Source organism: Roseofilum reptotaenium CS-1145 (assembly GCF_028330985.1).
Lineage (GTDB): Bacteria > Cyanobacteriota > Cyanobacteriia > Cyanobacteriales > Desertifilaceae > Roseofilum > Roseofilum reptotaenium.
Map to the genome: position 1 here is coordinate 1 of NZ_JAQMUE010000057.1, position 14,995 is coordinate 14,995.

A 14,995-nucleotide genomic window follows, 5' to 3' on the forward strand; every position below is an offset into this window, starting at 1 on the left:
CCTCTAGGGATTTAATGGTCTCCTGAGCTTGGGAAAGCTCATCTTTTAGCCTTTGGATTTCTGATTTCTCAGAGATGTCAGCCATCAGAAGGTTCACCTGATTCCTGGTAGTTTGATGTTTGTCGTATTTGTCATTCATGGTTTGGGAATGTCCCAGTGACAAAGCACGTTGTTCGCGAGTTAATCCGGCAAGTTTGCCATGGTAATTAGCCAGGTGACGTAAAGCGTGGGTTTGGGTGAAGCCTTGACCTCCTACTTGCGAGGCAAATCTTGATAACTTTTGCCTCATTCGATTGTGGTATATATCTTTCATCGTATCAGGGTGACTATTTGCTTCAGGAATGCATTCAGGCATCTTGACTCCTGAGTCTTTTATTCCTAGTAATTCAATCAGATTTGGATAATCGGGATGAATCATTGGACGGGCAATACGGTTACCAGTTTTCACTGTAATATAGTGCCGTTTACCACTGGTGTCAGTCACCCAAAAGCCATCGTCAATAACTACAATATTTTCATCATTAGTTGGGTCATGGAGTGCTAAGAAAACTCTATCCCCTCTTTTTATTGTTTCGTCAAGATTAAGGATAGCTTTAAACTCGGAAGCACGGAAGCCGTAAATTAGGTTAAAACAAATAGCTTTCATCCATGATTTGCGTGACTCAATGTGTCGATATTGAGTTTTGGTTAGCTTATAACCACTAAGCCCCAGTACTCTACTTCTAAAATCTAAAAAAGTCTCAAGGTCAACAGTCTGTTCCTTGTTTTTCTGAATCACTTTGATTGTTCCGAAATAGGATTGCACATTCTTAAGACCCTTGTCATGTTTAGTGTCTCTAAAAAGCTTACAGCAAGAAGTGTAAGCGTTCTTGAATCCTCTAGAACAAATAGTCTGAGTTCCAGAAACAGTAAAAAGTTGACCCCAGATTCTCTTGATTTCAGCAATAAAATTGTCTCCATTAAGCTTGAGATTGGGATTGAGCTTAGAATGATATTGACCATAGGCATCATAGTATCCAGCTAGAGTATTGGTCTTGAGTTTCTCGCTACTCCTATCCCTGCCACATTTATCGTAACCCGAAAGGTAATTCTTCCTTACTATTTCAACAGCTTGACCGATAGTTAGGCAGTCATCAATAAGAATCTGAATGCCCTTGATTTCTGATTCGTACCATTCCCAGTATTCTGACTCTGAGTCAGTTTCTTTGAGCTTGTCAAAAACCGCCAAAGCTTTTGCCAGAGCATTGATGCAGCCATCACGGGTAAATGACTCATTACAAGAGTTATCAGTAGTAGCGGAGTTGTTAGGCGTTTTGAATCGGAGATATAACCGATTGCCTTTTCTGCTGATAGAGACACCCTTTGGGGTTGACTTCTGACAAGCTTTGAGGTAAGCCCTCACCAGCTCATGGTCTACTAACTTAGACGGGTCAATTTGGTTGGAGTAAAAATACTCATTAACTAAATTCCACGTCTGCTTAAAGTATTCAGACATCTACCTATTTTCTACCTATTTTCTTTTAAAGGTCTACAAGGTAGGCTAGGTATAGACTTCACTTGCTTTCTAGGGAGCGGACAAGAAATAACTTGCGAGTTCGAGTCTCGCCATCCGCATGAAATAAAGATTAATCTAGGGGTGAACGGGTGTTCACCCCTATGTTATTAGGGTATCACTATCGCCGAGAAGCTAAGGCGAAGCGTTCAATCCCAGCTAAGTCTTTATGGATCTCAATTTGACGATAATTACCATTCTCAACCAGTAATTGCTCTACTGGTTCGGCTTGTCCTGCCATCATTTCGACGATCCATAACCCTCCAGAGCATAAATAGTCGGGAGCCGCACTAATCAGGGTGCGGATACAGTCTAAGCCGTCCGATCCGCCATCAAGGGCAAGATGGGGTTCATGATCGGCAACTTCGGGTTGTAATTGGTTAATTAAGCCTGTTGGAATATAGGGGGGGTTGGAAACCATGCCCACCAATTGGCCTTTAAGAGGATGAAGGGGAGTAAACCAGCAGCCTTGATAAAACTGGATTTGAGCGTTAAAGGGATATTGGGCAGCGTTGACGCGGGCGATCGCCAACGCTTCTGGGCTTCGATCAACTGCATGAACGGTAATTTGAGGTAAAGCTTGGGCTAAACCGATCGCGATCGCTCCGCTTCCCGTGCCTAAATCTGCCCAATCTCCATCCATTTGCCCCACATGAGAAGCCAGGACTAAATCAATGAACAGCTCGGTTTCTGGACGGGGAATTAACACCCCAGGAGCCACGTGCAGCTCCAAATCTCGCCAAGTTAATTCGCCAATCAAATACTGGAGGGGAACTCTAGTGTCAATTCGCTCTTTCCAGAGTTGCTGAATGTCTAACCAGGGACGAGAGAAGGGAATATCGGCATGAGACTTAAAGGACTCTAGACGTAAACTGAGGGTATCGAGACTAGAGAGCGATCGCAGCAGTCCATCCACCTCAGACGGGGGGATATTCGCTGCGATCGCCGCTTCTTGTGCCTGCTTTCGCCAGGCTGCCAACTCTAATCCCGAAACCATAAATCAGGGTGTACCTTATTAATTTCCCGACTGCCGGCGTTCTATCTCTTCCTGGAGAAAACTACGAGATTCTGGTGTCGGAATCAACTCCACTTTTTGCAAAAACGGATCGTCTTCAGTAATCAACAAATCCATCAACCGCTCTAAAGTGGTCACTTGAACCACAATTTGGGAATTTGCATCACTATTCTGCTTTTTATACTCTTCCAGAGCTTGCTCTAAGTCTCCATGGTCAAAAAAGGCCAAAACCGCTTGGCGATCGCCATTTTGAATCGTCAAATACCCCTGATCTTCCCCTGCTTTAGCCATAAAGAGAGGAACACCCTGAAACGCATTTGCTAACTCCGGGTCTCCTTGTTGCTGCAACACAGTGCGAGCTTGATTGACCTGTTCATCTTTAGGCTGAAACTGAAACACTAACGGTTCTTCCGAATCCTTATATTCTTGATGTAACTTATATACCTCGCTCAACGGAATTGCCCGCGCACTCATGCCTTGAGGAATATCAGGATTACTTTCGCGTACCTGAGCTAAAAAACTTTGAGCATCCGTTTGACTAATAAAAACACGAGTTAAAGAAATCCGACCCTCATCCGGTTTTTCTTGATCGCGAGGAACAGAAACCGTCAGTAAGACCCCTTCTTCATCACTAATTGCATAAACTGGAATACCCTGTAATTTTCGTTCTATTTGTGCTTCCGGAATCGCAATAGCGGCTGAGGGAATCAAGCTCAGACCAACGACAGGACTCAATAGTAGAGTCCCCATTAAACTCACGCGACTTCCCCATTGAACTAACGACTTAATCAATCTTCTTTACCTCAACATTTATCGATTTACATAACAATTCCTACCTAAATTTTAGGTGGAATCGCAATTCTGTGCCAGTTGTTAGACGCTATTCTCCTGACTTGGGCAATTGCCTTTGAGTTCCAAAACCAATACAGCTCGGTATCCCCGTGTCCGGAGTGTCTCCTTGTTCCCCTGTCTTCCTACCCTTCCAAGGGGCCAAACACCATTTGAAGAACCATGGGCTTGCCCCCATCTTCATGGTAGCGGTCTGCCCACGCACGAATAACTTCGTCAAGTTCTTCCATGGCTTGTTCATAGCGTTCTGGGGGGATATCCATTTCTTCCAGGATACGCATGACAGGGGGGTTCTGTTCTGAGGGGCTTTCTGCCCATTCTTGCATCAGTTGAAAATAGCGGGCTGTATCTTCAACTAAGACATATTTTCTCTCTTCCTGATCGACCGGGGTATAGGTGGAGCGAGTGAGAGCGTAGTAGGGCATTCCCCAGGGGACATCAATGCGAGTGACTGTCCCGGAGTAGATCAGACGACGTTTAATATGTTCAGCAAGAGCTTCGCTGAGGGGAAGTTGCCGGTCAGTAGGAAGATTGGAGTCTTGTTGCGATCGCGTATGCAAATATTCAATCAAATCCATAAACTGGAATGAGGGAATCACTTGGGCATCGGGTAGATGGGGGGGCAGTTTAGATTCAATATCTTGTTTTTCTTCCGAGACTAAATTATTTCCCAAAACGCGAGATTTTCCCGGTTGCCAATGATATTTTTCCATCCAGACATAGGGAAATTGAATCAGATAGCGGGGTTCAGTAGACCCCAACATTTTCAGCAGTTTTCCTTCTGTGAGCGCTTGCCGAACTTCTTCAACAATGACTTTAACTCGTTTGGGTTCGATGTGGTGCAGATGCCCCGTCATCCGCAAGTTTTGCCCCTGCTCCATGTAAGTCGTATAAATCGCACATTTAGCAGCAGTAGCGGCAGCGTCTAAGAAAGCCCCATGGCGATGGCCACTATTTCTCATGGCAATAAAGGCTAGATATAACAGGATCTGATCCATTGCACTGGGGCTAAGACGTTTGATCAGATCATTTTCATTAGTCATATCACTTATGAAATCCGGCAAGGTTAACAAGTTGAAGGGCAAACACAGGGCGCTTACCTCAGTTCAGGATAAGCTTAAGTACCTTATATCCTAACCTATGATTGTCAGGAATAGGGAATGGGAATTAGGCAATAGGCAATAGGCAATAGTCATTTCTTCGCGTCCCTGCTTTAAGGTCGCCATTCGGGTCCAGTGGGTGTACTGTGTAGTTGCCAGAGGCGATCGCCTCCACTATACTCTAAACGTCCTTGATTAAGCGGTTGTTGGATCAATGGGGAATCTAGGACTGGCCAGTTATCTAGAGTTTTGACTTTACCATTAATTCTTCCTAATCCTTTACCACTTTTGGGGATATAGGCGAGGGATAATTGGGTAGAGTCTGAAGACTTTTCACTGGGTTTGGGTAAACTGTGGTAGCTTAAACGAGTTGGGTTGAACTGGGGTTGCGTTTGGCTCAGAGCTTGCGTCAGTTGGCTGAAGTTGGAATAATCGCCAGTCGAGACGATTTCCGTAATCCAAGCCGTATTCGGGCCATGGGCCGCCAGCACTTGATAGTCTGCTTCTCTACCTTTTTCTGAGACTGAAGAGCGCCATTCAATCCGTTCTCCCCACGGACGAGCGCAGAGCCAAGTGTTTTCGATTTGCCAAATATACCAGTCTTGATACCGTTGGGGTTGGCCATAGCGGGAGGGTAAAACGAGATGGGACAAGGGAGGCACTCCAGCCGCGAGATCTTTGGAAGACAGGCGCAATTGGTAGAGAACGGTTCCTTGCTGTTGTAAATATTGATCGCCCGGAGAGCTACCCGTTGCCATGGGAGTATGATAAGTTCCGGCTAAGGAAATGACCGCATTGTTTTCGCCTTGGGGGTCTCGAACCACTAATTTATAGGTAGCATACTGGGCATTGATTGTACCTTTGACTTGGTATGAACGCCCAGGATTAATAAGTGTGCCCAGACTGTAATCTGGGGTGATATAGAAGGTTTCCCAAAATTGATTATCTTGGTGATAGGAATAATAAACTGGATGGCTAGCTTGCAGTTCAAAGGGAAGAGTAATATTTTTCTGGGCAATGTCCTTTAAATGTTCAGGAGGACGATAGGTACTCAAGGCAGCCGGAAGTCCTACTCTCGAAGCACTAGAGCGCATTCTTTGAGAAGTTTCTGGCCCATCTCCCCACCAAAGCCAGGCAACGGTGGCCAGTCCACTCTCATCCCAGGTTCCTCGGTCAAATCCGCGACTTTCTGCGCCGCCTGCGGTTCCCCAACTTAACCGTAGAGCCATATTGGTGGCCAACCAGTCTAGGGCAGCTTTCGCTAAGGCTTTGCGTTCTGGGGTTTGGGCAAAATCGTAGAGATTGAGTAATCCGGCGATCGAATAGCCATAATAGATAGACGAGTGAAATTCCCCTTGGCCAATGGTGAGAAACTTATTAATTTCCGATCGCAACCACGCTTCATTGGTTGCCTCAGTTGCTGGATAAGCCACGGGCCAACCGCTACCATCCATCAAGGCTAAACCGGACACTCGCTGCATAAACATATGGTTCTCGGTTCCCGACTCATTCCATTGTTCTACCCGCTTGGCTTCCAGTTGGCTGCGATAGTCTGCTTCTAAAGCTGGCGGTAAATTTGCGCCAAACTCAAACCAGATACGAATGTCAAAAATACTGCGGAAGTGATAGAGGTCAGTTTTTGTTTCATTAAGCCGTTGGAGGGCTTGCCCAGTCGTTTCAGCATTATACTCTGTAGGAAGCGACAGACGGGCAAGGATGACCGGCAGAAGGTATTTATGGGGATCGCCTATATCCCGCTTTTGCCACCAAATTTCTAGGTCTTCTAAATCTTGGGACGCAATCTGCTGTCGCAGGGCTAAACTTCTGTCTTCAAACGTGGAAGTTTGAGAGAAAGCAACGGATGATTGGCGCTCAACAGAGGGAGTAGGATGAGTTCCTGTTAATAAGCTAAGGAAGACGAGGATGAGGGTGGAGAGCTTTAGAGATTTCATCAATCAGAGGTTGAGGGATAGATATTTAAATGGTTTACTAAATCTGTGAGTCAATCCTTCAAGAATAGCTAAAAATTTTATGACGGTAACTGACCTATATCAAGGCATGTCTGATTTCTATAATGCCTTTGTTCAGCGGAATCGAGATTATCAAGCAATTGCCACCGATCTCATTGACCTTTTCGGTGATGGGCAAACCATCTTAGATGTGGGAATTGGAACCGGCTTGCTGGTCGAGCAAATCCTTCATTTGCGACCTAACCTGCGGATAGTTGGAGTAGATACAAGTGCCTCACTACTTGAACAAGCAGAAGAATGTTTAGGGAGTCAAGTTGAGCTTTATTGTGAAGATATCAGTAATTTATCTGTTGACAAGCTCTTTGATATTGCCTATTCCCGTGGTGGAGCCTGGGCATTGGTCAATGATGGCGATCATGTTTTGCTGGCAAGCCACATTTTGGATTTGGCTACCCTTGAGCGAAGTTTTGAACGGGTTGCAGCACACTTATGTGATGGAGGACGTTTAATTATTATTTCATCCAATTCCAATCATACCAAGCAGGAACAACTGGATGATAATATTGTATTCGAGAGAAAGATCACCCAAAAAAGGGTTGATGATGAGCAATATCTGATCTTAGACTATCATTGCTATCATCAAAAGGAGCTTGTTGGACAACAGCAAGTAAAAATGCGATTAGTGGACTTAGAATCTGTGGAAAAGATGCTGGAAGCGGTAGGACTTATCTCTATATCCAATCATGAAAGTGAATACCACGTCTATGAAAAAAGGAGTTGTTAATGAGTAAGTATTTTGAAATGATGACTGAGATCTCTCAGGAGACTGATGCGATCATTAAGCATTATACAGACCATTTGAATGAGGAAGTGAAACAACTTCCAATGAAGCGGTATGGTCATCCACGGTTACGGGATCTACAAATCCGAACGGGTTATGAGATTAATGGTGGGAAAAACTGGAAAGAACTTACTCCTGTTTGTGCTAGTTTTGAGATTCTCAACTGTTCAACTTATGTTATCAATTGGTTTCTTGATGAGAAGCATGGTTATGAAACGAGTGAGAGTAAACGAAACTTGGTGATTGCTGGCTTTCAACTCAGAGAGATTGCCCAACAGATTCTAGAGGATTACGGTATGACAGCGCTCATACCACTGTTGAGCAAAATCAACCACCAAATTTATTTGGGTCAGAGGATGGATATTCAGGAACTAAAAGTATCTAGAATAGGAGAATATCCAGAGTATAATGAATTTCTAGATGCCTATCAGAAACGATGTAGATTGCTCTCTGGTGTATTCTATGGCAGTTGTTTTTTAGCCGGATCGATCGTTGCAGGAGAACCCGATAATTTACTCTATGAAATGGGAGCTATTTATGGGTCTGCCACTCAGGCAGCCAATGATTTTGGTGATTTTGCTCTTCCTGTACAGCGCCTCTCAAAATTGGAAAAACCCTATCAAGATCAATTTTCTGATTTTATTAATGGAAAGTTGACACTAGCGGTCTATTTGATGACTCAAAGATCCAATGATCAAGAATGTAATCGACTGGAAGAATTAAGATATAAAGGGATTGAGGAAAATGAATACCGCGAAATTTTATGTCTACTGGTGAATAAGGGAGTGTATGCTGATTGTTTAGCTTACCTGAAACAGGAACATAAGCGATGCAAAAAAATGCTTTACACTAAAGAAAAAACAGTTCATCGAGATATGATCGCTTCAATCCTGGTGAGAATTACGTCGAACAAATTCCTCTCACAGCTCAGGAAAAATCTTGAGTTGTTCCAAGTGGATCATGGGGCGACATTAACCACAAGTGTCTAGAGGTTCAAACGTGATTTTGAGTAGGTACAGTTGAGGATCATCGGTTAGCTCAAAAACTTTGGCTCGTACGGCTTCTAATGCAGCTTCATTCAAAATGCCATATCCTGTACTTTGAATGAGCTGGGCTTCTTGTACAATTTCCCCTTCTGGATCAACGACAACACCGATGGTGGCTCGTCCTTGCAGTTGGTTGCGACAGGCGAGAACGGGTAGGGGGACTTCAATTTCTTGTTGCTGCCACAGGGAACTATTGCTGTTATTTTTATACCGGTTGGGAAGGTTGCTAATCCAGGATTCTAGGGTAGCAGTGGCTTCTTCTTGACTGGTTCCTTCTGGATCATAGACGATCGCCTCCCGCAAGGCTTGGATTTCTGCTAACAGGGGATCGTCAGGTTCTGGAGTTGCCTCTGATTCGGGGATTTCGTCTTCTGGAGGAAGTGCAGCCACTGGAGAAGATTGAGGTTCTGGAATTGCCTCTGGTTCGGGGATTTCGTCTTCTGGAGGAAGTGTAGCCACTGGAGAAGATTGAGGTTCTGGGGTATCCTCTGATTCAGTTTCTTGTTGGCGATATTTTTCTTGTCGGCGACGCAAATCGGCGATCGCCGCTTCTGGTATTCTACTGGGTAATACACCCGGTTCTGTTTCTTCAGGCGGTTCTTCTCCTATCGGTTCTAGAGGTTCGGGGGGAAGCGGCGTTTCAATGTCCTCTTCTGGATTATCAGCTAACCGATTAATCTCTAAATCAAGATCGCTTGGAGGCAGTATAGGCAAGGGATTTGCATCATCGTAAACGGGCGGATTAGCAGGGGGCGGTGGGGGTAAGGTGGGTATGACTAAAGGCTCTCGATAAGGAGAATTAGAAGAAATGGGAGGGAGTTGCAAAACGGGGGGCGGAGGTAGCTCCAGAGATGCACGGGGGGGAGGTAAGACAAAGGAAGAGGGATTTCCAGCACTGGAGCTATTAACTGAACTATTGCCAGGAGCATTGGCAATGGGTTGTTGGGGTTGCCATGCTTCAGGATTAATGGGAGGTAGAGTTAGTTGGGAAGGGCTGTTGAGATTGGGCAGACGTTCTAATTGTTCGGGAGTCAGTTCGACTAAGTCAACTGTATTCAGAGAAGTGCGCGAGTTGCCACTTCTGGTGGGGATGTTAATCCACAATAGCCCATGAAAGGCAACGGAGGCGATCGTGGCAATCCAAAAGGGTTGGAGAACCGGTTGCCGTTGTTGGGGAAAGAGGGGAGAGTAAGTCATGGGAAGGGAATGGGGAATAGGGAATGGGGAATGGGGAATAGGGAATTCTCATGTTTCCGTTTCGGCGTTTCCCTCTACTGCCGATTAATTACTCCCCATGATAATCAGTAGGGAGAAGTAGGAGAGGGGGAGTTGGGGGAATTGTTCTAGATTAGTATAGATTTTTTGATTGGGTTGGGTGGCTCGTTCGACAATATAGGCTTGTTTGAGTAGATTACGCTCTTTGAGAAATTGCCATACTTGTCCATAAACGGAACTGACTTTCATTAAGACAACGACTTCTGAAGAGTTTAAGGCTTGTTCTAGGCGATCGATATGGTAGAGTGCCGGTAAAATGGTCAACCGTTGATCCCGAATAGTGAGAGGGAGTCCAAGAACGGCTGCGGCTGCCATGGGTGAGGCGATACCAGGAATCACTTCTATGGAGGCTTGGGGATGTTGTTTGGTTAGGGTTTGGGCAAGATAGTTGAAGGTACTATAAAAACTAATATCGCCTTCGCAAGCAAAGGCAATATCGTGTCCTTGTTGAAGGTAAGACCAAACTTGTTGAGCTGCATCTGTCCAAGCTTGGTACAAAAGGGTTTCATCTTGTAGATAGGGAAAGGTGAGGGAGAGTTGGATTTGTTGGGGCTTGAGCCAGGGTTGGATAATGGTTTCAGCTACACCGGGTTGGTTGTTGAGTCCGGAGGGAAAGGCAACAACAGGAGCATTTTGTAATTGCCGCAATCCTTTGAGGGTAATTAATTCTGGATCGCCTGTACCGATCCCAATGCCGTAAAGAGTTCCGAGTTGCACAAATCTAGAGAAATATAAACAAATGTTAAGGTGTCTATTGGTTATTTGATTGTAACCCAGCGATGGAGTGATGTCCTATTGCTGATTGCTGATGACACGAAGGGACTATACGGATGGCGGAGTAATCACTCAGGGGCAAAGATCGAGAAAATCATCCACTTAGTTCACCCGATAAGATGAGGTCAGTTGATCTTTTTTCAGCAATACTATACAAGGAAAGTGTTGATTTTATGACTTATGTGTATTCATCCGGCAATGCTCCTGGAAGAAAGACAGTTAACCTATCGTAGGCTCAGTGAGATTTTGTATTTGCTTGATGATATTAAGCGAACCACAGATCCAGAGCGACATAAGGAGCTGACAGAACAAGCGAGTCAGTTATGTATTGAATTAAGATATCATTATTCTCAGTTAGTCCCCGATCCAAATCTTGATGGTGGTATCGCGACTTGCAGTAGCCATGAGCGATCGCCGCGGACTAATGGCGATCGCGTTAATGTCCTTGAGATGTTCCCTCAAAGTCTGTCTGATTTTCAAGGTATTTAAATCCCAGATCATTAAGCTACCATCAGCACTTCCGGCAATGAGTTGTTGATTGTCTGAGCTAAAGGTAACTGCTCTTACCCAGTCAGGAGAGGGTAAAAAGGTATGCTGGGATGAAAGGTTTTGACTCGGTTGAGATAAACGCCAAAGTTTTACGGTTAGATCGCTACTACCACTAGCTAAGTATTGGGAATCTCGACTAAAGGCGATCGCATTAATATCTCCTTGATGTCCATTAAGTTGGGTGATAAGTTCTCCAGTGTCTACACGCCACAAATAGATTTGATTACCACTACTTCCAGACGCAATGTATTCACCCTCTGGACTAAAGGCAACAGTATTGATCCCACGGGGATGAAGGATGGACTGATGGCGATCGCTTTCAATAAACCAAGTTTGCAATCGGCGATCATCTCCGCCACTGGCGATCGCCTTTCCCTGGGGATGATACGCTAAAGAGAGAGTTACCGCACTCTGATAATGCTCTAGGGGAGTACAATACACCGTTCCCGTACCAAAGTCCCAAATCTTAATCGCATCATTAATACTGCCACTAGCCAATTGATGTTCTACAGGACTAAACGCCAAGGTTAAAACCGGTTGAGTATGAAAGTTTAAAGTTTCTTCTAAGCCCCCTGTTTCTAGATTCCAAATTTTGATCGAACAGTCAAAACTACCACTGGCTAACAATTGCCCATCGGGACTGATCGCCAAGGCAGAAACTGAACCTCGATGCCCCTCTAAGGTTTGCACACAGTGCCAGGTTTTTGCCTCTGAAGGCAGGAAAATTTGTGGGCGTGGGGGGGGAGGTGGTGGCAGTTTTTTTTCCGGTTTGAGGGCATGATAAGCGTCCCTAGCACAGCGATATCGGTGTTTCGTTCCAAGCTGAATGAACCGATCTAAAATGGCTCCCAGTTTATCACTGATTTGAGTATCTCCTAAGTATTCGCGCCACACCCAAACCGCTTCTGAGTTATCAAAAAGAAGGAAGGGAGACACCTGAGTTAAAAGGTATAAACAAGTGACTCCTAAACTGTAGAGATCGCTGGCATAAATAGCTTTACCTCGAATTTGTTCGGGAGCCACATATTCGGGAGAACCGATGGTGGTTCCAGTGTTGAAAAGGGCGGTTTCCGTCACATATTTAGCGGAACCAAAATCGACTAAACTATATTCGCCATTTAAACCTTGAATAATATTGGCGGGTTTAATATCCCGGTGAATGACTTGCCGGTCATGGATATAATTGAGAACGGGTAAAAGTTTTTTTAGTAAGTCCCGAATTTGAGGCTCTGTCCATTTTCCCGTTTGCTCTAAAATGACCTCTAGATTTTCTCCGGGTCGATATTCTTGGACTAAATAGTAGCGATCGCCTTCGTAGAAATAATTATAAAATTTTGGGATTTGGGGATGATTGCCCAGTTGATAGAGCCGTTTGGCTTCTTGTTCAAATAAGTCGGTTGCTTTACTGATCTGATCGGGATTTTGGCTAGCAAAGATTAATTGTTTGATGGCACAACGGCGCGTAGTTTCTTGACTTCTATCGAGAGCCAGAAACGTGCATCCAAATCCCCCCTGACCAATTTTTTTAATCGCTTGATAGTGTTGCTTGAGGATCAGGCTTTGCCCACAGGTTTGACAGTACTTCGCGCCCTGGGGATTTTGGGGGAATCTGCAATGGGGGTTCAAACAGTAAGACATGGGGTAATTAATAATTAACAATTAACAATTAATACGATGCGATCGCCGATTGTTCCCATTGGAGCATTTCCCCCAGGATGAACGCGATCAAATATCCCTCGATTCCAACATTGCCCCTTTACAACTGTACACACAAATCGGAACTCGCTTATAGGCTGGTGTCCCGCTTTGGGGATCGATCTTAGCCTTAAACAAAACATTCGCTTCTGGATAAAACATAAATGCCGCACCCTCACGAATTGCGCCGCAGATAATTTCAATATTCTCTAAGTCGCCTGCATCGCCCTTCACACTCACTCTTTGATGTTCTGTAAATCCTGCTTTTTTGACATCTCTAGGATTCATTAAAATACAATAGCGATGGGGCATTCCTCGATATTTATCGGCAGTGCGGTAGACTACCGTATTATGTTGGGTATAGCTGCGTCCACTGCCTAAAATCAAGACAATTCCTTGGCTCTCTTTGGGGAGGTTAAACGCACTGATCTCTGGAATTGATAACTGGGGAAGGGGCGTAATCTTCATCTTGGCTTTGCCCGAATCTGTGGCGAATTTGGGTTCGGTAAAGATGCGTCCTTCAATGGTAAATTCAGCTTCGGTTTGATCGATTTCTCTGATTTTCTGATATCCAGGAATCGTTTGTGCAATTAATGCCCGGATATATTGGGTATCCTGGAGTTTGCGCCAGTTGACTGGGGTTTCTCCATGGCGACGGTGGGCAATTTCAGCGATCAACTCAACTTCAGAGACTAAATCCGAGTTTTCAGGGGTTAAATGGCTTTTTCCGGCTTCATTCAGGCGCACAAAGTTATTCCCGGATTCGGTGGTGGTTTTATGGGGATTTTCAAAGCGATTGAAGACGGGTAAAAGTAAGGTGTGGTGTTGGGCTAGTCCGTGAAAATGTCCTAAGTTGGGTTTGGTAGCTACATAAAAAATGGTGTCGATTTGGGATAGGGCATTTTGGGCTTGGTTTAAGTCGGGATTGGCTCCATACAGGTTGCCGCCTAAACAAAACAGGGTGTCAATTTTTCCAGATTCGGCGGCATCGATTAAGGCACGGGTGTCATAACCGTGGGTGTCGCCTAAGTCTTTGCCTAAAAGTTGGGAAAGAGCTTGTTTTATTTCTGCTCGCAAACGCACGGTTACGCCCATAGAACCGACTCCTTGCACATTGGAATGACCGCGAATGGGCATGGTTCCTGCACCGAGTTTACCCGCGTTTCCAGTGAGTAAGGCGGTATGGGCAATACAGCGTACATTATCTACCCCATTTATTTGTTGGGTAATGCCCATTGCCCAGGCAAAAATAACGGTATTGGACGTGCCGATCGCGTAGGCGGCTTCTTCTATTTCTTCTTGCGATAATCCACAAGTTGTGGTAATGTCAATCCAGTTTAAGTTGCCTGAGTAATCGATGATTTCTTGCCAGCCTTCCGTATAAAATTGACAATATTCGCGCTTGACAAGATTTTGCTCAATCAGTGCTTTTTGAATGCCCAGAAATAGAGCCGTATCGCTGCCGGGAATGGGCTGTAAATATATGGTGGAAATGTCTGAGCCACCCTTGAGTAAGGATTTAATGGGAAAGGCAGGGGAAGCAAACTTAACTAGACCAACTTCCAATTGAGGATTAATAATAATGACTTTACCACCGCGATCGCGAATTTTAATCAGTTCATTCATTAACCGGGGATGGTTGGCTGGGGCGTTTGAACCGACTAAAACCACACAGTCTGAGTGTTTCAGGCTCTCCAAACTCACCATGGAAGTTCCCGAACCAAACACCTGTTTTAAGCCTACTCCAGAGGCAGAATGGCACAAATCCGAACAATCGGCTAGGTTATGGGAGCCACTCGCCCGCATCATCAATTGTAGGAGATAAGCTGCTTCATTCGACGATCGCCCAGAACTGTAACTGGCGATGCGCTCCCCAGGTTGATGAAACGCTTGTTCGGCAATCTGATAGACTTCTGACCAAGAAATGCGCCGGTAGTGAGAGGTTCCTGCTTCTAACAATAGGGGATAACTTAATCGTCCTAGGCGATCGCACTCTTGAGAACTCAGACGCTGTAACTCGTCTATACTATAGCGTTCCCAGAAATTGAGAGAGATGGGGGGTTGCAATTCAGCGGCGATCGCCTCTACACTCTTAGCGCAGCGTTGCAAATACTCCCCCGCTTCATTCACAAATCCACCCTTATGTCCCCCTGTTCCCCACGCACAGGACAAACAAGCACTCTTATGATTCAATGTTTGCCAAAGCTTCACCCCTTGAGGTGAAACGGTTTGTTCTGCCCAATATTGAATCACGGGTAGACCCCCACCAGCTTGAGGGGTAGAATCAGAAGCAGTCATGGGAATAGCCTGAATTTTATCGATTCGATAT

At 45.0% G+C, this 14,995-nt stretch carries 11 protein-coding genes; 2 read left to right on the plus strand and 9 right to left on the minus strand.

Features of this window, described 5'->3' with window-relative positions; translation table 11 throughout:
- From PN466_RS09505 to PN466_RS09525, 5 genes are all read right to left on the minus strand, one after another.
- The coding region (locus PN466_RS09505; protein ID WP_271939046.1) for a hypothetical protein at positions 1 to 1,495 on the minus strand (1,495 nt) is incomplete at its 3' end.
- A gap of 178 nt (positions 1,496 to 1,673) precedes the next feature.
- On the minus strand, positions 1,674 to 2,549 hold the full coding sequence (gene prmC, locus PN466_RS09510) for a peptide chain release factor N(5)-glutamine methyltransferase (RefSeq protein WP_271939049.1): 876 nt from the start codon (positions 2,547 to 2,549) through the stop codon (positions 1,674 to 1,676).
- A gap of 18 nt (positions 2,550 to 2,567) precedes the next feature.
- Complete coding sequence (locus PN466_RS09515; RefSeq protein ID WP_271939050.1) at positions 2,568 to 3,359, minus strand: Tic22 family protein; 792 nt, start codon at positions 3,357 to 3,359, stop codon at positions 2,568 to 2,570.
- Positions 3,360 to 3,541: 182 nt separating this feature from the next.
- Entirely contained in the window at positions 3,542 to 4,459 is a 918-nt protein-coding gene (gene hetR / locus PN466_RS09520) for a heterocyst differentiation master regulator HetR (RefSeq protein WP_271939052.1), read from the minus strand.
- Between the two features lie 170 nt (positions 4,460 to 4,629).
- A complete protein-coding gene (locus tag PN466_RS09525; protein WP_271939054.1) occupies positions 4,630 to 6,468 on the minus strand; it encodes a hypothetical protein in 1,839 nt (612 codons plus the stop codon).
- A gap of 79 nt (positions 6,469 to 6,547) precedes the next feature.
- On the opposite strand from PN466_RS09525, the gene PN466_RS09530 reads away from it, so the two are divergent.
- On the plus strand, positions 6,548 to 7,270 hold the full coding sequence (locus PN466_RS09530) for a class I SAM-dependent methyltransferase (protein WP_271939056.1): 723 nt from the start codon (positions 6,548 to 6,550) through the stop codon (positions 7,268 to 7,270).
- Complete coding sequence (locus PN466_RS09535; RefSeq protein ID WP_271939058.1) at positions 7,270 to 8,316, plus strand: polyprenyl synthetase family protein; 1,047 nt, start codon at positions 7,270 to 7,272, stop codon at positions 8,314 to 8,316. The genes PN466_RS09530 and PN466_RS09535 overlap by 1 nt, the downstream gene beginning before the upstream one ends.
- Here PN466_RS09535 and PN466_RS09540 read toward each other — a convergent pair.
- The 4 genes from PN466_RS09540 to PN466_RS09555 all read right to left on the minus strand — a co-directional run bounded on the left by PN466_RS09540 (position 8,299) and on the right by PN466_RS09555 (position 14,964).
- Positions 8,299 to 9,570 carry an energy transducer TonB gene (locus PN466_RS09540; protein WP_271939060.1) on the minus strand — a complete coding sequence of 424 codons (1,272 nt, stop codon included), beginning with the start codon at positions 9,568 to 9,570 and terminating at the stop codon, positions 8,299 to 8,301. The genes PN466_RS09535 and PN466_RS09540 overlap by 18 nt on opposite strands.
- 84 nt (positions 9,571 to 9,654) lie before the next feature.
- Positions 9,655 to 10,365 (minus strand): precorrin-2 C(20)-methyltransferase, encoded by a 711-nt coding sequence (locus PN466_RS09545; RefSeq protein ID WP_271939062.1) that lies wholly within the window; start codon positions 10,363 to 10,365, stop codon positions 9,655 to 9,657.
- Between the two features lie 411 nt (positions 10,366 to 10,776).
- Positions 10,777 to 12,609, minus strand: coding sequence for a WD40 repeat domain-containing serine/threonine-protein kinase (locus tag PN466_RS09550; RefSeq protein ID WP_271939065.1), 1,833 nt, complete (start codon positions 12,607 to 12,609; stop codon positions 10,777 to 10,779).
- Positions 12,610 to 12,696: 87 nt separating this feature from the next.
- The gene (locus PN466_RS09555; protein ID WP_271939066.1) at positions 12,697 to 14,964 is read right to left on the minus strand and encodes an FdhF/YdeP family oxidoreductase; all 2,268 of its coding nucleotides are present in this window, start codon (positions 14,962 to 14,964) and stop codon (positions 12,697 to 12,699) included.
- Positions 14,965 to 14,995 lie beyond the last annotated feature (31 nt).